General features: G+C 69.1%; 15 protein-coding genes and 1 tRNA gene. 6 read left to right on the plus strand and 10 right to left on the minus strand.

Annotation, left to right across the window (positions count from 1 at the left end; genetic code table 11):
* Nucleotides 1–17: 17 nt before the first annotated feature.
* The 3 genes from DELCS14_RS23230 to DELCS14_RS23240 all read right to left on the minus strand — a co-directional run bounded on the left by DELCS14_RS23230 (nucleotide 18) and on the right by DELCS14_RS23240 (nucleotide 3,215).
* On the minus strand, nucleotides 18–2,060 hold the full coding sequence (locus DELCS14_RS23230) for a TonB-dependent receptor (protein WP_013803824.1): 2,043 nt from the start codon (nucleotides 2,058–2,060) through the stop codon (nucleotides 18–20).
* Nucleotides 2,057–2,722: an SCO family protein gene (locus tag DELCS14_RS23235; protein ID WP_013803825.1), complete on the minus strand. Its 666-nt coding sequence runs from the start codon at nucleotides 2,720–2,722 to the stop codon at nucleotides 2,057–2,059. The genes DELCS14_RS23230 and DELCS14_RS23235 overlap by 4 nt, the downstream gene beginning before the upstream one ends.
* 124 nt (nucleotides 2,723–2,846) lie before the next feature.
* Entirely contained in the window at nucleotides 2,847–3,215 is a 369-nt protein-coding gene (locus DELCS14_RS23240) for a DUF2946 family protein (protein ID WP_013803826.1), read from the minus strand.
* 103 nt (nucleotides 3,216–3,318) lie between these two features.
* Here DELCS14_RS23240 and DELCS14_RS23245 point away from each other — a divergent pair, with 103 nt between their 5' ends.
* Nucleotides 3,319–4,083 carry an alpha/beta fold hydrolase gene (locus DELCS14_RS23245; RefSeq protein ID WP_013803827.1) on the plus strand — a complete coding sequence of 255 codons (765 nt, stop codon included), beginning with the start codon at nucleotides 3,319–3,321 and terminating at the stop codon, nucleotides 4,081–4,083.
* A gap of 58 nt (nucleotides 4,084–4,141) precedes the next feature.
* Here DELCS14_RS23245 and DELCS14_RS23250 read toward each other — a convergent pair whose 3' ends face one another.
* From DELCS14_RS23250 to DELCS14_RS23260, 3 genes are read right to left on the minus strand one after another with little or no spacing between them, the layout of a single operon-like run.
* A complete protein-coding gene (locus DELCS14_RS23250; RefSeq protein ID WP_013803828.1) occupies nucleotides 4,142–5,833 on the minus strand; it encodes a cobaltochelatase in 1,692 nt (563 codons plus the stop codon).
* Nucleotides 5,823–6,800: an AAA family ATPase gene (locus tag DELCS14_RS23255; protein ID WP_013803829.1), complete on the minus strand. Its 978-nt coding sequence runs from the start codon at nucleotides 6,798–6,800 to the stop codon at nucleotides 5,823–5,825. Before DELCS14_RS23255 ends, DELCS14_RS23250 begins: the two co-directional genes overlap by 11 nt.
* Nucleotides 6,793–7,620 (minus strand): IclR family transcriptional regulator, encoded by an 828-nt coding sequence (locus tag DELCS14_RS23260; RefSeq protein WP_012203918.1) that lies wholly within the window; start codon nucleotides 7,618–7,620, stop codon nucleotides 6,793–6,795. The genes DELCS14_RS23255 and DELCS14_RS23260 overlap by 8 nt, the downstream gene beginning before the upstream one ends.
* 131 nt (nucleotides 7,621–7,751) lie before the next feature.
* Between DELCS14_RS23260 and xsc the strand changes: the two genes are divergently transcribed.
* From xsc to DELCS14_RS23280, 4 genes are all read left to right on the plus strand, one after another.
* The gene (gene xsc / locus DELCS14_RS23265) at nucleotides 7,752–9,563 is read left to right on the plus strand and encodes a sulfoacetaldehyde acetyltransferase (protein WP_013803830.1); all 1,812 of its coding nucleotides are present in this window, start codon (nucleotides 7,752–7,754) and stop codon (nucleotides 9,561–9,563) included.
* 223 nt (nucleotides 9,564–9,786) lie between these two features.
* Entirely contained in the window at nucleotides 9,787–10,761 is a 975-nt protein-coding gene (locus tag DELCS14_RS23270) for a bifunctional enoyl-CoA hydratase/phosphate acetyltransferase (protein WP_013803831.1), read from the plus strand.
* Nucleotides 10,758–11,804, plus strand: a complete 1,047-nt coding sequence (locus DELCS14_RS23275) for a putative sulfate exporter family transporter (RefSeq protein ID WP_013803832.1) — start codon at nucleotides 10,758–10,760, stop codon at nucleotides 11,802–11,804. Before DELCS14_RS23270 ends, DELCS14_RS23275 begins: the two co-directional genes overlap by 4 nt.
* Before the next feature lie 242 nt (nucleotides 11,805–12,046).
* Nucleotides 12,047–12,256, plus strand: a complete 210-nt coding sequence (locus tag DELCS14_RS23280) for a hypothetical protein (protein ID WP_012203914.1) — start codon at nucleotides 12,047–12,049, stop codon at nucleotides 12,254–12,256.
* Between the two features lie 19 nt (nucleotides 12,257–12,275).
* Here DELCS14_RS23280 and DELCS14_RS23285 read toward each other — a convergent pair whose 3' ends face one another.
* A complete protein-coding gene (locus DELCS14_RS23285) occupies nucleotides 12,276–13,169 on the minus strand; it encodes a LysR family transcriptional regulator (protein WP_013803834.1) in 894 nt (297 codons plus the stop codon).
* A 101-nt stretch (nucleotides 13,170–13,270) separates the two neighbouring features.
* Between DELCS14_RS23285 and DELCS14_RS23290 the strand changes: the two genes are divergently transcribed.
* Nucleotides 13,271–14,257 carry an NAD-dependent epimerase/dehydratase family protein gene (locus tag DELCS14_RS23290; protein ID WP_013803835.1) on the plus strand — a complete coding sequence of 329 codons (987 nt, stop codon included), beginning with the start codon at nucleotides 13,271–13,273 and terminating at the stop codon, nucleotides 14,255–14,257.
* Between the two features lie 46 nt (nucleotides 14,258–14,303).
* On the opposite strand, the gene DELCS14_RS23295 is transcribed toward DELCS14_RS23290, so the two are convergent.
* From DELCS14_RS23295 to DELCS14_RS23305, 3 genes are all read right to left on the minus strand, one after another.
* A tRNA-Gln gene (locus DELCS14_RS23295) sits at nucleotides 14,304–14,380 on the minus strand.
* A gap of 76 nt (nucleotides 14,381–14,456) precedes the next feature.
* Nucleotides 14,457–15,467: a GTP-binding protein gene (locus tag DELCS14_RS23300; RefSeq protein WP_013803836.1), complete on the minus strand. Its 1,011-nt coding sequence runs from the start codon at nucleotides 15,465–15,467 to the stop codon at nucleotides 14,457–14,459.
* Entirely contained in the window at nucleotides 15,464–17,128 is a 1,665-nt protein-coding gene (locus tag DELCS14_RS23305) for an amidohydrolase (RefSeq protein WP_013803837.1), read from the minus strand. The genes DELCS14_RS23300 and DELCS14_RS23305 overlap by 4 nt, the downstream gene beginning before the upstream one ends.
* Nucleotide 17,129: the final 1 nt, after the last annotated feature.

The raw sequence follows: 17,129 nt of genomic DNA on the forward strand, positions 1-17,129 counted from the left end.
GCTGCGCCCGGCCCCCCTCAGGGCATGCGCCAGCTCAGGCCCGCGTACACGGCCCGGCCATCTCCGGGAAAGTAGTAGGCACCATCCACGCCGCGCACATTGGCCTGTACGGCCGTGGTCGCGGCATAGCGCCGGTCGGTCAGGTTGCGGCCTTCGACGAACCAGCTCCAGCCATCGCCCAGCGTCCCGCTCAAGCGCAGGTTGAGCAGCGCATAGCCATCGGAGGCCACGGTGTTGGCATGGTCCACCCAGGTGCGCGAGGGCAGCCACTCCAGGCCGGGCGCGACCGTGACCTGCTGCGTGGCCTTCCACTGCAGCTCGGCCCGCAGCAGGTGCGGTGGAATGCCGGCCAGGCGGCGGCGGCCGTAGACGGCGTCGTTGTCAAAGCGCAGGTCGCTGTAGAGGTACTGGGTGCGCAGCGACCAGCGCGGCGCAAGCCGTGCCTGCATGGACAGCTCCAGCCCCTGGTGGATGGTGCGGTCGGCATTGGTGGTGCCCAGGGCCGCGCCGCTGGCGTCGGTCAGCGCCAGCAGTTCGCGGCGCACGCGCGAGTGGTAGATGGCGGCGTCCCAGGCCAGGGCCTCGCCGTGGCCGCGCCAGCCGGCCTCCACCGTGGTTGCGCTTTGCGCGCGCCCCAGCGGCAGCGAAGGCTGGTAGACCAGCTCGCCAATGGGCGGAGCCTCGAAGCTGCCGCTGATGTTGGCGTACCACTGCGACGTGGGCGTGGCCGCGAACAGTAGGCCCAGCTTGGGCGAGGTGTGGCTGAAATCCACGTCGTAGCTGGAGGCGGGCGCCAACAGATTGTCCTGGCGGCGCTGGGCGCGCACGAACTGCAGGCCGGCCTGCAGCGTCCAGCGGGTACTCAGGCCATGGCTGTATTCGCCATAGACCACGTCCTGCTGCGCCTTCACGCGCGTGCGCCCCGTGGACGTGCCGGCCGCGCCGCCCGCATTGGTGTAGCGCCATTCATCGCCATCGAGCTGCGCGCTGGAAAAGCCCAGCACCAGCCTGCGCGTGAGGCCACCGCCCTGCCCCAGCTCGGCCACCAGGCGCGAGTCCAGGCCCGTGTCGCGCATGTCCTGCTGGACGATGCCCATGGTCATGGGGTGGAAGCGGTCGCGCTGCGCCGCGAACAGCGAGGTGGTCCAGCGCAGGCCTTCGCGCGGCTGCCAGTCCATGCGCAGGGCGCCGCGCGTCTGGCGGTAGTTGTTGCCGGCGTCCTGCGCCACATAGCCGGGCGCGGCCTGGCGCGGATTGGCCAGCATGGCCGCGCGCGTGAGGCTGCCGGGCATTTGCATGTCGGCATCCACATGGGACAGGAAGGCGCGCAGCTCCAGCGTATCGGTGAGCTGCAGGCCCACATTGCCGGACAGGCGCTGCGTGCGCCAGGCCGACTGTTCGCGCCAGCCGTCCTGCTCGCTGCGGCCGATGTTCAGAAGGCCATCCACCCGCTCGCCACGGCCCGCCAGTTGGGCCTGGGCCTGCCGCTGGCCGAACGATCCGGCCTGCAGCCGCAGCGATGCGGCAGGTGCCGTCAACCCGGTCGGCGAGACAAAGTTGATCGCGCCGCCCAGGCTGCTGGCGCCGTACTCCAGCGCATTGGCGCCACGCCAGACCTCGACATGCTGGGCCGCCATGGGGTCGATGGACTGGAAGTCCGCCGCGCCATCGGCCTGGTTCAGCGGTATGCCGTCCTGGTACAGCTGTATGCCGCGCATCAGATAGCCGCGCTGCACGCCCGAGCCCCGGATGGACAGCCGCGTCTCCGGGCCGTGGCGCGTCTGTGCGAGCACGCCGGGCGCGTAGGCCAGTGCATCGGCGGCGGTGCTGGCACGCCCGGCCGCGTAGCTGGCTGCATCGACGACGGCCGTGCCGCCTGCGCGCTGCGACAGCTCATCGCGCGCAGCCTGCACGGCCTGCGCGGCGCGGGCCTCGGGCGTGGTGGCGGCGCCGCGGGCGCGCACCTCCACATCCGCAAGAACAGGTTCTGCCTGGGCCAGGGCGGAGGATGCCGCGCAAAGGCCTGCGGCGCCGGCCAGAGAAAGTGCAAAGCTCTTCATGCAGCCCCCAGGATCTGGCGCAGATCGGCCGCGCAGTCCTGCGCTTCCTGCTCATGGCGGAACGCCACGCGCAGCCGGCCCTCGGGATCGAAGACATAGGTGATGGCCGAGTGGTCCATGGTGTAGGACGCACCCGTGGGCACCTTCTTGTAGAAGACCTTGAATTCCCTGGCGACCTCGGCCGTCTGCGCCTCGTCACCGCGCAGCGCGACAAAGCCGGGGTCGAAGGCGCCCACATAGGCCTTGAGCACCTGGGCCGTATCGCGCTCGGGATCGATGGTGATGAAGGCCACGGCCAGGCGGGCGCCATCGGCGCCCAGAAGCTCGCGTATTTCCAGCGCGCGCGTCAGCGCCGTGGGGCAGACATCGGGGCATTGGGTGAAGCCGAAAAAGACCATCAGGGCCTGGCCCTTGAAGTCGGCCAGCGTGCGCTCGCGCCCATCGGCATCGCGCAGGCGGAAGTCCCGGCCGTACTGCGCGCCGGTGAGGTCGATGCCCTTGAAGGGCACGGTGGCGGGCTTGCAGCCGGCCAGCAGCGCCAGTGCGGCCAGGCCGCCGCCAAGGCAGGCGCGGCGAGACAGGGCAACGCAAGCAACGGATTGGAGGGTCGAAGAAAAATCGGCGGCGCGCTGCGGCGCCGCATGGCAATCGGAACGGAACATGGCTTCCCTGCGTGGAATCTTGGCGAAGCCGCACCACCAAGGCTGCGCCCGGCCGGTGCGGCAATGTTCTGAGACAGGCCAGCGGCCAGACAGCGCGGGACAGCGCTGCACAGCAACCGAGGGCTCAGGCGATCAGCAGCAGCAAGGGAGGCCCGCGCGGCGGCAGCGGCGCGCCGACCAGGGAGGCAATGCGGGCAGAGACGATGGGCTGCAGCGCGCGGCCCAGCGGCTGCGGTTGCGCCCAGGAGGGGGAGACATGCGCGGGCGGCGGCGTTACCGCCAGGCACAGCGGGCAGTCCAGCGAATGCTGGGCAGACACCGCCTGCCCTTCTTCACCGTTGACCACGACCAGCTTGACACTGCCGCCAGCCGTGCAGACCAGCTCCATGGCCTGCGGGTGCACCAGGGGCGATGCAATGGCCAGGCCCAGCGTCAACGCGAACCACGCCATGACCAGGCGGGCCAACGAGATGGAGTTGCGCAGGGCGTGCATGGCTGGGGATTATGGGGCTGAGATGCCGGATATGCGTGGTATCCGTAGCCGCCTGCCCGCATGGGCCATCCCATAATCGCCTTTTCCCCAAGCAGTGACCGCCATGTCGAAACTCCATGTTGTGCAGCAGGGCCAAGGCCCGGCCCTCGTTCTGAGCCACGCGCTCGGTTGTGACCTCCAGATGTGGGACGGCGTTGCCCAGGCGCTGGAAGACCGCTTCACCGTGGTGCGCTATGACCACCGGGGCCACGGCCGCTCGCCCGCCATCGGCGAGGCTTTCGACATGAACGACCTGGCAGACGACGCAGCCGGCGTGATCGAGGCGCTGGGCCAGGGGCCGGTGCACTTCGTGGGCCTGTCCATGGGCGGCATGACGGCCCAGGCCCTGGCCGTGCGCCATCCGGCGCTGGTGCGCAGCATCACCATCGCCAATTCGGCCAGCTACTACGACGAGGCCGCGCGCGCAGGCTGGCAGGCGCGCATTGCCACCGTGCACGACCAGGGCGTGGCGGTGATTGCCGACGGCGCCATGCAGCGCTGGTTCACCCCCGAGTTCCGCACCGGGCAGGCGGCCCGCGTGGCCTCCTTGCGCGCAGGGCTGGAGGCTTTGGCGGCCAAGCCCTATGCGGCGGCCTGTGCGGCCGTGGGCGGCATCGATTTTCGCGAGAGCAATCGGCGCATCGCCTGCCCCGCACTGCTCATTGCGGGCAGTCGCGATGAGGCCACGCCGCCTGCCCTGTCCGAGGACATGCAGGCGCAGATTCCGGGCGCGCAGCTGGTGTCGCTGCCTGCCGCGCATTTGAGTGCCGTGGAAATGCCCGTGGAGTTTGCGCGGTTGGTGAGCGACTTTGTCGCGCAGGTCCGCTAAATCTGCAGTTCCACCCGGGCGGGATGGGGACTGAGCGAAGTCGCTATCGCGGGGGGCATCACGGCCGGCAGATCAACTCCGCCACGTCCATCAGCAGGGCTTCATCGATCTGCTCGCGCAGGTCCGCCGCCAGCCTGCGCCGGTAGAACACGCCCAGGTCCAGCCCCACGCCCAGCGCGCGGATCTGCACGTCGCCCGCGCGCTCGTGCCGGGCGATGACCTGGCGCAGGTGCTGGTCCAGGTAGTGCTCGTCGTTGGCCTGGTGCGTGGCCGTGTCCATGGGGCAGCCGTCCGAGATGACGAGCAGGATGCGGCGCTGCGCGGGCCGCGCCAGCAGCCGCTCGCAGGCCCATTCCACGGCCTCGCCGTCCACGCCCTCGCGAAACAGGTCGGGCCTGCGCAGCGCGGCAATGCCGTGGCGGGCGTGGCGCCAGGGTTTGGCGGCATCCTTGAAGACGATGTGCAGCCGCTCGTTGAGCCGGCCCGGGATGTGGGGCTGGCCCGCGCGCTGCCAGTCGCGGCGGGCGCGGCCGCCGTTCCAGGCCTGGGTGGAAAAGCCCAGCACGTCCACCGGCACGCCGGCCATGGACAGCGCGCGGCCCAGCAGGTCCACCAGCAGGGACAGCGGGCGCGCATGCGCCTTCATCGAGCCCGAGCAGTCCAGCAAGATGGCCACGGCCGCATCGCTGACGGGGCGCGGCAGCTCGTTCCTGAAGATGGCGCGCTGCTGCGGATCGCTGACCAGTTGCGCCAGCCGGCTTGCATCCAGGTGGCCATCCTCCAGGCCGAACTGCCAGCCGTCGTGGCGCGGCACGGCCAGGCGCTGCTGCAGGTGGCGGGCCAGCCGGCCCGCGTGCAAGCCGCTGCGCGCCAGTTCGTCATCCATCTGCCCGCGGAACTCGGCCAGTTGCGCTGCGCGGATCAGCTCGGTGGCCTGCGCCTCGCGGTCATAGGCGCGCGTGAACACGCGGTAGCTGTGGGCAGCGCCGGCCCAGGCGCGGCTGTCGCCGCTGAGCGCCACGGGCGGCGCATCCAGGCTTTGCGATTCAAAGTGCAGCGGCAGCGCGAAGCTGCCCCGCCGGCGCGGCCCGGCAGCGCCACGCGGCACCTCCTCCTGGGCTGACCGCACGGCCTGGCCCACCCAGCGGCTGATGGCCAGGGCCGGCGCAATGAAGGCCTGCTGGTCCTGCCGGTGGCGGCGCAGCAGGGCCCACTGCGCGCCCAGTTGCGCGGACAGGCCGGCGCGCGTGGCCTCGGCCAGGTCGGCCAGGGCATCGGGCGGCTCATGTCCGCTCAGGCGGCTCCAGGCTGTCAGCGCCACAGTGAACAGCAGGATGCCCAGGCTGCTTTCGGTCAGGCCCGAATCGGCAAAGGCCTGGCTCCAGTGCACAAAGCGCGCATGCAGGTTGGCGCGTGCGCCGGGCCATTCTTCAGGCGCCAGGCTTTCCACGCGCAACTGCTCCAGCAGTTCGAACACCAGCCGCTCCACCGGGTCGCCGGGCAGGTAGCGCGCGTGCAGGCCGGCATCGCTCAGCCGCAGGCGCAGGCTGGCACCGTCGAGCAGGCCGCGCTGGTCGGCCAGTTGAGCGGGCACGTCGGATTGGTGGGCCGCTGCCAGCACCACGGGCGCCGTGCCCCGGTACAGCGTCTGCCCGCTCCATTGCAGCGAGGCGTCGCCCGCCATGGCGCGCAGCAGCGCGCCGCCCCAGGCCTCCATGCGCGCCAGCGAGGGGGATGCCTCAGCAGGCATGGGCGGGCTCGTCGCGCAGCGCCAGTTCCTGGCCGAAGCAGCGCTGGAAGTACTCGGCCACGATGGCCCGCTCGGCCGGCTCGCACTTGTTGAGGAAGGACAGCTCGAAGGCCAGCCGCAGGTCGTGGAAGATCTGCGCGTTCTCGGCCCAGGTGATGACGGTGCGCGGCGACATCAGCAGCGACAGGTCGCCCACCGCAAAGCCCTTGCGCGTGAGCGCAGCCAGCGCCACCATGGCGGCCACCTGCTCGCGCCCCTGCGGCGTGGCCAACTGCGGCACGCGCGCCAGCACGATGGCGGCCTCCTCGGCCGGTGCCAGGTAGTCCAGGCTGGTGACCAGGTTCCAGCGGTCGAGCTGGGCGTGGTTGAGCATCTGCGTGCCGTGGTACAGGCCGCTGAGGTTGCCCTGGCCCAGGGTGTTCATGGTGGCGAAGAGGCGGAACTGCGCATGCGGCTGGAGCACGCGCTTTTGGTCCAGCAGGGTGAAGCTGCCCTCGCGTTCGAGCACGCGCTGGATGACGAACATCACATCGGGCCGGCCCGCGTCGTATTCATCGAAGACCAGGGCCACGGGCCGCTGCAGTGCCCAGGGCAGGATGCCTTCCTGGAACTGCGTGACCTGGCGGCCCTCCTGCAGCACGATGGCGTCCTTGCCCACCAGGTCCAGCCGGCTGATGTGGCCGTCGAGGTTGACGCGCACGCAGGGCCAGTTCAGCCGCGCCGCCACCTGCTCGATGTGGGTGGACTTGCCCGTGCCGTGCAGCCCCTGGATGACCACGCGCCGGTTGTGCGCAAAGCCGGCCAGGATGGCCAGCGTGGCCTGCGGGTTGAAGCGGTAGGCCGGGTCCACGGCAGGCACATGCTCGCTGCGTTCGGCAAAGGCCGGCACCTGCATGTCGGTGTCCAGGCCGAAGGTCTCGCGCACGCCAAGTGTGCGCGTGGGATGCATCAGGGTCAGCTCAGTCATCGTCAGGGGCTCCCGGGGGGACTTCGTCGTTGATGCGCGCAATCGCCTCGGCCGCCGCGCGCAGTTGGGGAAGAAAGGACAGCGCCCGCTCGCGCGTGAAACGCATGATGGGCGCCTGCACGGCCAGCCCCATGTTCGAGGGGCCGCCCTGGATGGAGGGCACGAGCACGCCCAGGCACAGCAGGCCGGGCAGGAATTCCTCGTTGTCGAAGGCATGGCCCTGGGCGCGCACCTGGTCCAGTTCGGCGTCCAGCGCGTCGAAGGCCGTCAGCGTGTTGGCCGTGAAGCCTTCCAGCGGCACGGCCGACAGCAGCCGCCTGCGCTGCGCGGGCGCCATCTGGCTCAGGAACAGCTTGCCCGTGGCAGAGCAATGGGCCGGCACGCGCGAGCCCGGGTGCAGATAAAAGCGCAGCGGCGCGGGCGTCTCCACGCGGTCCAGGTAGAGCACCTCGCTGCCCGAGAAGGCGGTGATGTTGCAGCTCTCGCCGATATCGCGCACCAGCTGGGCCAGCACCGCGTGGCGTGCGCCATGCGTGGTGTTGTTGAGCAGCACGCTCTCAGCGAGCCGCATCAGGCGCCGGCCCGTGCCGTAGTGCCGGCCATTGCCCTCGCGCTGCAGGATGCCCGCGCCCTCGAGCTGCTGGAGCATGCGGTGCATGGTGGGCTTGGGCAGGCCTGTCTCCTCGACCATGGTCTGCAGCGTGAAGGGCTCATTCTTCTGGGCAATGGCCTCCAGCAGGGCGAACAGCCGCAGGTTGGGCGTGTCGCCATCGATACGGGCAGGGATGGGGTCACGGGTGTTCATGGTGTTGGTCATCATATGTTTTTCAATTTTTCGAGTCAATTTGTTCCGAAAAAAGAAATTTGTTTGACATCCAGGCGAAGTCAGTCCTAGACTTGCGCCGTAATTTCTTTTTTCGGAACATTGAGTTCCATTTTCAAGGAGACAACATGACTGCAGCCAACAATCGTACGGTGGTCGAAGGCGTCCAGAAGATGACCCCTTCCGAAGCCTTTGTGGAGACCTGCGTGGCCAACGGCGTCACGGAGATGTTCGGCATCATGGGCTCGGCCTTCATGGATGCCATGGACATCTTCGCGCCCGCCGGCATCCGCCTGATCCCCGTGGTGCACGAGCAGGGCGCCGCCCACATGGCCGACGGCTATGCGCGCGTCTCGGGCCGCCACGGCGTGGTGATCGGCCAGAACGGCCCCGGCATCAGCAACTGCGTGACCGCCATCGCGGCCGCCTACTGGGCCCACAGCCCCGTGGTCATGATCACGCCCGAGACCGGCACCATGGGCATGGGCCTGGGGGGCTTCCAGGAAGCCAACCAGCTGCCCATGTTCCAGGAGTTCACCAAGTACCAGGGCCATGTCTGCAACCCCAAGCGCATGGCCGAGTTCACGGCACGCTGCTTTGACCGCGCCATCTCCGAGATGGGCCCCACACAGCTGAACATCCCGCGCGACTATTTCTATGGCGAAGTGCAGTGCGAAATCCCCAAGCCCATGCGCGTGGAGCGCGGCTCGGGCGGTGAAAACAGCCTGCAGGCCGCCACGGAACTGCTGGCCACGGCCAAGTTCCCCGTGATCCTGGCCGGCGGCGGCGTGGTCATGGGCGATGCGGTCGAGGAGTGCAGGCAGCTGGCCGAGCGCCTGGGCGCACCCGTGGTCACGGGCTACCTGCGCAATGACGCCTTCCCCGCCAAGCACCCGCTGTGGGCCGGCCCGCTGGGCTACCAGGGCTCCAAGGCCGCGATGAAGCTCATCGCCCAGGCCGACGTGGTGATCGCGCTGGGCTCGCGCATGGGCCCCTTCGGCACCCTGCCCCAGCACGGCATGGACTACTGGCCCAAGAACGCCAAGATCATCCAGGTCGAGGCCGACCACACCAACCTGGGCCTGGTCAAGAAGATCTCGGTGGGCATCCACGGCGACGCCAAGGCCGTGGCACGCGAGCTGGGCCGCCGCCTGCAGGGCCAGACCCTGGCCTGCGACGCCACCAAGGCCGCGCGCGCCGACACCGTCGCCACCGAGAAGGCGGCCTGGGAGAAGGAGCTGGACGAGTGGACGCATGAGCGCGACCCCTACAGCCTGGACATGATCGAAGAGGCCAAGGGCGAGCGCACGCCCACGGGCGGCCAGTACCTGCATCCGCGCCAGGTGCTGCGCGAGCTGGAAAAGGCCATGCCGCCGCGCGTGATGGTCTCCACCGACATCGGCAACATCAACTCCGTGGCCAACAGCTACCTGCGCTTCGACGAGCCGCGCAGCTTCTTCGCGCCCATGAGCTTCGGCAACTGCGGCTATGCCCTGCCCACCATCATCGGCGCCAAGTGCGCGGCGCCCGACCGTCCGGCCATTGCCTACGCCGGCGACGGCGCCTGGGGCATGAGCATGGTGGAAATCATGACCGCCGTGCGCCATGACATTCCCGTCACGGCCGTGGTCTTCCACAACCGCCAGTGGGGCGCGGAGAAGAAGAACCAGGTGGACTTCTACAACCGCCGCTTCGTGGCCGGCGAGCTGGAAAGCGAAAGCTTCGCGGCGATTGCCAGCGCCATGGGCGCCGAGAGCATCGTGGTCGACCAGATCGAGGACGTGGGCCCGGCGCTGCAAAAAGCCATCGACCTGCAGATGAACCACGGCAAGACCTGCGTGATCGAGGTGATGTGCACGCGCGAACTGGGCGACCCGTTCCGCCGCGATGCGCTGGCCAAGCCCGTGCGCTTCCTCGAAAAGTACAAAGATTTCGTCTGAAGCTGTCTGACACCCCCTGAGGCGCTGCGCGCCTTCCCCCTCTCTACCCGCTGCGCGGGGGAGGGGGACGACACCCTCGGTGCGGGGCGGCCCTTCCTCGGTGTCCCTGGGATGGGCCGCGCCGGTTTCATGCGCCTGGGTGAAGCGCAAGGCCCTCGAAAGCCGATTCCCAGATTCCCTGCGTTGCTCGCGCCGGGCCCTGTACTTTCCCGCAGGAGCTTTCATGGTCCCCCCACTTTCACTCGCCGTGGCCGCCGATGATGCGCCCGCCACGCACCGCCCCCATCTCCAGCACTTGCTCGACCAGGCCAAGGCGCAAGGCCCCATCCCGGTGGCGGTGGCCTATCCCTGTGATGCGGGCTCGCTGCAGGCCGCCATGCAGGCCGCGCAGGCGGGCCTGATCACGCCGCTGCTGGTCGGCCCCGAGGCACGCATCCGGGCGGCGGCCCAGGCAGCCGGGCTGGATCTGGCGGGCGCGTCCATCCATTCCACAGCCGACGATCCACGCGCGGCGGCGGCCCAGGCGGCGGCGCTGTGCGGCAGCGGCCAGGCCCGCGCGCTGATGAAGGGCAGCCTGCACAGCGACGAGTTGCTGGGCGCTGCCGTGGCGCGCGAGGCCGGCCTGCGCGGCAGCCGCCGCGCCAGCCATGTGTTCGTGATGGACCTGCCGGGCTTCGAGCGCCCGCTGCTGATGACCGATTGTGTGGTCAACATCTTCCCCACGCTGATGGACAAGCGCGACATTGCGCAGAACGCCATCGACCTGGCACGTGCCATCGGCATTGCGCGGCCCCGCGTGGCCGTGCTCTCGGCGGTGGAGACGGTCAACCCCGCCATTCCCGGCACCATCGACGCGGCCGCGCTGTGCAAGATGGCCGACCGGGGGCAGATCAGCGGCGCCATCCTCGACGGGCCGCTGGCCTACGACAACGCCATCTCGCTGCGCTCGGCGCATCACAAGGGCATCGTCTCCGATGTGGCCGGCCAGCCCGACGTGCTGCTGGTGCCCAGCCTGGAGGCCGGCAACATGATCTACAAACAGCTGGTCTACATGGCCGATGCCGAGTGCGCGGGCCTGGTGCTGGGCATGCGCGTGCCCATCGTGCTGACCAGCCGTTCGGACTCGGTGGCCAGCCGCATCGCGTCCTGCGCGCTGGCGGTTCTGGCCGATGCGGCGGGCGGCAAGGAGCAGCCATGAGCCAGGTTCAAGCCCCGTTGGCAGCACAGCCGCCCGTGCCGCGCATGCTGCAATGGTTGAAGCTCCTGCCCGGCACAGGCCTGTCGGGCGTGATTGCGCTGGCAGCCACCTTCGTCTCCACGCTGCACGGCGGGCCGCAGCTGCTGTTCGCGCTGTTCTTCGGCGTGGCCTTCCACTTCCTGAGCCAGGACGCGCGCGCCAAGCCGGGCATCGAGTTCTGTGCACGCGGCGTGCTGCGCCTGGGCGTGGGCCTGCTGGGCGCGCGCATCACGGCCACGCAGATCGCGGGCCTGGGCTGGACCACGGCGCTGATCGTCATCGCCGCCGTGGTCACCACGCTGCTGTGCGGCACGCTGCTGGGCCGGCGCCTGGGCCTGACGCGGCCGCAGGGCGTGCTGTCGGGCGGCGCGGTGGCCATCTGCGGCGCCTCGGCGGCGCTGGCCATCTCCTCGGTGCTGCCGCGCGACAAGGACAGCGACCGCTTCACGCTGACCGTGGTGGTCACGGTCACCGTGCTGTCCACGGCCGCCATGGTGCTGTACCCGCTGGTGGCGCGCGCCCTGCACCTGCCGCCCGAGCTGGCGGGCCTGTTCATCGGCGGCACCATCCACGATGTGGCCCAGGTGGTGGGCGCGGGCTACACCATCGACCAGGCCACGGGGGACTACGCCACCATCGTCAAGCTGTTCCGCGTGTCCATGCTGGCCGTGGTGGTGGTCATGGTCTCGGCCCTGTTCAAGCGCCAGCGCGAGGCTGCGGCCGAGCAGCACCACGGCAAGAAGCCGGGCCTGGTGCCCTGGTTCCTGTGGGTGTTCGTCGCGCTGGTGGCCATCAACTCGCTGGGCTGGGTGCCGCCGGGGCTGCAGCACCAGTTGAGCGACCTGTCGCGCAACTGCCTGGTGCTGGCCATTGCGGCCCTGGGCCTGAAGACCTCGTTCCAGCAACTGGCCCAGGCCGGCTGGCGGCCTTTTGCACTGCTGGTGGTGGAGACGCTGTGGATGGCGGCCTTCGTGCTGATCGCCATCGAGTTCGAGATGCGGTGAGCCCAGGCGCAACACGGCAGTTTTCCAGGGCCCGCCATGCGCGGGCCCTTTTCATTTCTCATGGAACCGGCGCATTTGATGTTCGCGCATTGAGGTGATACATTTGCACACAATTTTTTGACGCACATCAACGCCCGACACGAGCCGTGAACGTTCTTCGCAAGCAAGCCGGCAGATTCCGCAGAAGGACTGCCATCCAGGTCCTCGCCCTCCTGCGCAGGCAACAACCCCTGCAAGCCGCCTTGCTGCGGCTGCTTCCGTGCCTGCTGCTGCTGGCCGGCTGCGCCGTGCTGCTGGACTCCCTGGTGCCCATCCCGCTGTGGGCCGTCGCCGGCCTGACCGGGGTCATGGCGGGCTACATCGCCCACAACTGCCAGGCGTTTGTTGCATCCCAGCGCAGGAAATCCATGCTGCGCCATCTCGCGCGCTGCTGCCTGCTGCACGCCCAATGAAACACAGGCGCCCGGGTCTTCAGGCACCGCTGCTGGCATAGGCCGTCAGCGCCTGCGCGACCGCCTTGAAGACCACGGCGCAGCGCTCGCTCTTGCGCAGGTCCTCATGCATGGCCACCCAGGTATCGAGCTTCCATGAGAATGCCTGCGGCAGCACCCGCACCAAGCCCGGGTCCCTGGCCGCCAGCGCCGACTGGCAGATGCCGATGCCAAAGCCAGCGCGGATGGCGCCCAGCTGTGCCAGGTCGCTGTCCGAGCTCAGCGCCATGGCCTCGCGCGTGAACATCGGAAACTGCTGCTGAAACCTGCGGATGAAGGCGTTCTCATGGTCGAAGCCGATTAGCGAGTGCCCGGCCAGTTCCTGCAGCGAAGCCGGCACCCCATGCCTGGCCAGATAGCTCTCATGGGCATGCAGCCCCAGTTCGATGGCGCCGATATGGCGGGCCACCAGCGCCTCCTGCTGCGGCCGGAACATGCGCACGGCCACATCGGCCTCGCGGCGCAGCAGGTCATCGACCGCGTTGGACAGCACCAGTTCGATGCGCAGTTCAGGATGGGCCGCGCGCAATTGCGCCAGCACGGGCGGCAGCAGCTCCACGCCCACGACCTCGCTGGCCGTCAGGCGCACCGTGCCGCGCACGCCCGCGCCATGGCTGGCCGCCACGCGGCGCAGCGCGGCAGCCGTCGCGGCCATGCTGGCCGCATAGGGCTGCAATTCATAGGCCGCCTCGGTGGGCGCGAAGCCATCGGACGAACGGGTGAACAGTTGCAGGCCCAGCGCCGACTCCAGCCCGTCGATGTGCCGGCCCACGGTTGGCTGCGCCAAGCCCATGGCCCGGCCCGCCGCTGACAGCGACCCGGACTCCAGCACCTGCAAAAAGCTGCGATACCACTCCCAATGGGGTTCCGACATCACTGATCCATTCATTTATGCATGGACACCAGAAGATTCTAGGCAATTTTCCTTTTGCGGCGTGTTGCGGACACTGGCGTGGTCACCACAGGACCCGCACCATGCCATCCATTGCACTTTTCGGCGCCGCAGGCGCCATCGGCCAAAGCCTGGCCGCCGCGCTCAGACAACAGGGCCGCGCCTATCGCGTGGTCGGCCGCAACGCAGCCAGCCTGCGCCAGACCTTCGGCGCCGATCCCCTGGCCGAGATCGCCACCTGGAACCCGGATGTCGCCGGCTCCATCGAGGCTGCCGCCCACGGCGTGGACACGCTGGTCTACCTGGTGGGCGTGAACTACTGGCAGTTTCAATTGCATCCCGAACTGATGCGCAAGACGCTGGAAGGCGCCATTGCCGCGGGCGTGCGCCGCATCGTGCTGATCGGCACCGTCTATCCCTACGGAAAGGCCCGCACCCTGCCCGTGGCGGAAGATCATCCGCGCGAGCCCCATACCTTCAAGGGCCGCATGCGCAAAGCCCAGGAGGACCTGCTGCTGCAAGCCCATGCACAGGGCCGCATCGAGGCCACCGTGCTGCGCCTGCCCGACTTCTACGGTCCCGGAGTGCACAACAGCCTGCTGCACGGCGCCTTCGAGGCGGCGGCCCACGGCGGCCGGGCCGACATGATCGGCCCGCTGGACCGGCCGCACGAATTTGTCTATGTGCCTGATGTGGGCCCCGTAGTGGCGCGCCTCATCGACACGCCGCAGGCATTCGGCAGGGTCTGGCACCTGGCGGGCGCGGGGGCGACCACGCAGCGCGACATCGTCTCGGAGATCGAACGCCTGAGCGGCAGGCCGTTGAAACTGCGCGTTGCAGGCAAGACCGCGCTGCGCCTGGCCGGCCTGTTCAGCCCCTTGATGCGCGAACTGGCCGAGATGCACTACCTGCTGACCGATCCGCTGATCATGGATGACTCGGCCCTGCACACCCTGCTGGGCCCCATTGCCAAGACTCCCTACACCCAGGGCATACGCGCCACGCTGGATGCCGCCAGGGCGGGCGCGGGCTCAGCTGTGAACTCCAGCCCGCAGCAGGCCACGGCCTGAAAACAAAAAAGCCCTGACAGCAGAACTGCCAGGGCTTTTGTCTATCTGGCAGGGGAGGAAGGACTCGAACCCTCGCATGCCGGAATCAAAATCCGGTGCCTTTACCAACTTGGCGACTCCCCTAGAAGACGTAAATTCTAATACGTTTTTTTGGGCCGAAATCCAAAATTCAGAAAATTTGGTCCAAAACGTTCTTCAATCATTCCGGCGCCAACGCGGCATCCAGCTGGCCACGAATCGCCTGCTGCCCCGCCGCCGTGAAGCAGCCAATGAAGACAAAGGCGGACCCGGCCACCTGCGCCGCGCCCAGATCCGCCACGCGCAGCCGGCCTCCCACTACATGGATTTCCTGCAAAGGCTGCTGCCCCCGCAACCGCACGATGCCCTTGGCCCGCAGCAGCGGCACCGGCAGGGTGCGCAGTGCCTGCCTGAGGCGCTGCTTGTCGAATTGCCGGTGCGTGGTGTACGAGAAACTGGTGATTCCTGCCATCCCGGCGAGACCTGCCGTGCCATCCACGGCCCTCTTCCAGGCGCCACCTTCACCCGCAAGCGCACCCAGCAGGCGCTGCGGGTGCTGCGGTTGGCGTGGCAGGGGTACGGCATCCAGAAAGACGGCCAAGGGAATCTCGCCGCCCTGTGCGGTCAGCACCATGGTGTGCGGGGCGATCTCGGCCAGGCGCTGCCTTGCCTTGCCGATCATCGCCGCGCTGGCCAGGTCGGTCTTGGTCAGCACCAGCGCCGTCGCGCCGGCGATCTGGCGGCGGACCATGTCGCCGACCAGCGGGTCGCACAGTTGCTCATCGACGTCCTGGACATCCACCGCCACCAGGATGGCGTTGAGCTGCAGCGCGGGGTCGAGCATGCCGACCTGCGCGATGCGCACGGGGTCGGAGACGCCGCTGGCCTCGATGACCAGCAGGTCGGGGCGGTCGGGCCGCGCGCCCACGGCGGCCAGGGCCTCGGCCAGCCGCCCGCCGATGGAGCAGCAGATGCAGCCGTTCTCCAGCTGCAGTACGTCGCTGCTGCGTGTGCGGATCAGGGCGGCGTCGATGTTGATCTCGCCGAAGTCGTTGACCAGGACGGCCACGCGCAGGCCATCGGCGCGCTCCAGCAGCCGGTTGAGCAAGGTGGTCTTGCCCGCGCCCAGGTAGCCGCCCACGACGACCATGGGAATGGGCGCCCGCTGCGCCGCGGCGGCCGGCGTGCTCATGGCGCTGACCCGGGCGCAGGGAAGATGCGCCCGCCCAGCACGGTGCCCCAGACCTTCACGTCCTTGAGCGTCGCTGGCGCCACCGCGCGGGGATCGTCCTCCAGCACGGCGAAGTCCGCCAGCTTGCCGGGCTCGATGCTGCCCACGCGCCGCTCCAGCTTGAGGGTACGGGCCGCGCCCATGGTGATGGCGTGCAGGGCGTCGTCCACCGACAGGCGCTCGGCCTCGCCCAGCACGCGGCCTGAAGCGGTTTCGCGCTGCACGGCGCACCAGGCGGTGAACAAGGGGTTGATGGGGGTGATGGGCGCATCGGAGTGCATGGAAAAGTCCATGCCCAGGCGCCGTGCCGTGCCCGCCGCATTCATGCGTGACGCCCACTCCATACCCACGGTCTGCCCGGCGTGCGCATCCCCCCAGTAATAGAGGTGGTTGGAGAAGAAGTTGACGCACATTCCCAGGCGCGCGGCGCGCTGCAGCTGGGCGCTGCTGGCCAACTGGCAGTGCTGCAGGGTGTGGCGATGGTCGGCGCGCGGGTGCCTGGCCAGCAAGTCCTCGATCACATCCAGCACCACCTCGGTGGCCTCGTCTCCGTTGGTGTGGATGTGCAGTTGCAGATCGGCCAGGTGGAAGGGCTCGAACAGCGCGGGCAGCTGCGACGGCGGAATCAGCCACAGGCCGTTGGGCTGCCCGCCCGCGTAGCCGGGAGCGCGCAGCCGCGCGGTGAAGCCCTGGATGGAGCCGTCCACGATGAACTTGACGGGGCCGAACTGCAGCTTGTCGCTGGCCGACGATGCAGCAGCGGCGTGCACGCGCGCGGCGCCGCCTTCCGGGTTGCGCTGCGGCGCGAAGGCCGGGACGATGCGCAGCGGATAGGCCGCGTCGCCCGTCACCTCGCGCAGCGCGGCCAGGCCCTGGGGCGAGAGATCGCTAACCAGGTCGGTGGCCGTGGTCACGCCCGCGAGCTGGGCCACGCGGCCGAACTTCCAGATGGCCTCGCGCTGCTCGGCAGCGGCCAGCGACAGCGCGCTGCCGATCACCTTCTGCACGGGGTACATGGCGGCGAATTCCTGGAGTTCGCCCGTGGGCTGGCCCTCGGCGTCCTTGTGGATGCCGTCGATATCGGTGTCCTCGTCGATGCCGGCCAGCGCCAGCATGGCCGAGTTCACATTCATCAGGTGCACGCTGGCGTGCAGGATGACGATGGGCCGCGTGGTGGAGACACGGTCCAGCTCGCGCACCGACAGCCGGCTGCTGCCAAAGAGGATGGGATCGAACCCCCAGGCCAGCAGCGTGGCCTGCGCATCGGGCAGGGCACGCTCGGCCTCGGCCAGGCGGGCCAGCACGGCGTCCAGCGTGCGCAGGCCGGGCCACAGTCGCCCGTCGGGATCGCGGCGGTCAAAGTAGCCAAGGTAGACCGCATCCCACATGGCGCCTTCCATCAGGTGGCTGTGGGCCTCGATCAGGCCGGGCATGAGGACCTTGCCGCGCAGGTGGTCGATGCGTTCGGCATCGGGCCAGGCGGCCATGTCGGCCTCCCCGCCCACCGCCAGCACCGTGCTGCCCCGCACGGCCACATGGGTGGCCTGTGGCTGGGCCGGGTTCATGGTGAGGATGGTGCGCGCCGCGAAGATGCGCACGCGCTCGCTGGTTTCGTGGTTCATG

Source organism: Delftia sp. Cs1-4 (genome assembly GCF_000214395.1).
In the GTDB taxonomy this organism is placed as follows: Bacteria; Pseudomonadota; Gammaproteobacteria; order Burkholderiales; family Burkholderiaceae_C; genus Comamonas; species Comamonas acidovorans.

Excerpts from the sequence above, each read along its gene's own strand:
- DELCS14_RS23230 (WP_013803824.1), bottom strand. The coding sequence starts at position 2,060 with ATGAAGAGCTTTGCACTTTCTCTGGCCGGCGCCGCAGGCCTTTGCGCG.
- DELCS14_RS23235 (WP_013803825.1), bottom strand. The coding sequence starts at position 2,722 with ATGTTCCGTTCCGATTGCCATGCGGCGCCGCAGCGCGCCGCCGATTTT.
- DELCS14_RS23240 (WP_013803826.1), bottom strand. The coding sequence starts at position 3,215 with ATGCACGCCCTGCGCAACTCCATCTCGTTGGCCCGCCTGGTCATGGCG.
- DELCS14_RS23245 (WP_013803827.1), top strand. The coding sequence starts at position 3,319 with ATGTCGAAACTCCATGTTGTGCAGCAGGGCCAAGGCCCGGCCCTCGTT.
- DELCS14_RS23250 (WP_013803828.1), bottom strand. The coding sequence starts at position 5,833 with ATGCCTGCTGAGGCATCCCCCTCGCTGGCGCGCATGGAGGCCTGGGGC.
- DELCS14_RS23255 (WP_013803829.1), bottom strand. The coding sequence starts at position 6,800 with ATGACTGAGCTGACCCTGATGCATCCCACGCGCACACTTGGCGTGCGC.
- DELCS14_RS23260 (WP_012203918.1), bottom strand. The coding sequence starts at position 7,620 with ATGATGACCAACACCATGAACACCCGTGACCCCATCCCTGCCCGTATC.
- xsc (WP_013803830.1), top strand. The coding sequence starts at position 7,752 with ATGACTGCAGCCAACAATCGTACGGTGGTCGAAGGCGTCCAGAAGATG.
- DELCS14_RS23270 (WP_013803831.1), top strand. The coding sequence starts at position 9,787 with ATGGTCCCCCCACTTTCACTCGCCGTGGCCGCCGATGATGCGCCCGCC.
- DELCS14_RS23275 (WP_013803832.1), top strand. The coding sequence starts at position 10,758 with ATGAGCCAGGTTCAAGCCCCGTTGGCAGCACAGCCGCCCGTGCCGCGC.
- DELCS14_RS23285 (WP_013803834.1), bottom strand. The coding sequence starts at position 13,169 with ATGTCGGAACCCCATTGGGAGTGGTATCGCAGCTTTTTGCAGGTGCTG.
- DELCS14_RS23290 (WP_013803835.1), top strand. The coding sequence starts at position 13,271 with ATGCCATCCATTGCACTTTTCGGCGCCGCAGGCGCCATCGGCCAAAGC.
- DELCS14_RS23300 (WP_013803836.1), bottom strand. The coding sequence starts at position 15,467 with ATGAGCACGCCGGCCGCCGCGGCGCAGCGGGCGCCCATTCCCATGGTC.
- DELCS14_RS23305 (WP_013803837.1), bottom strand. The coding sequence starts at position 17,128 with ATGAACCACGAAACCAGCGAGCGCGTGCGCATCTTCGCGGCGCGCACC.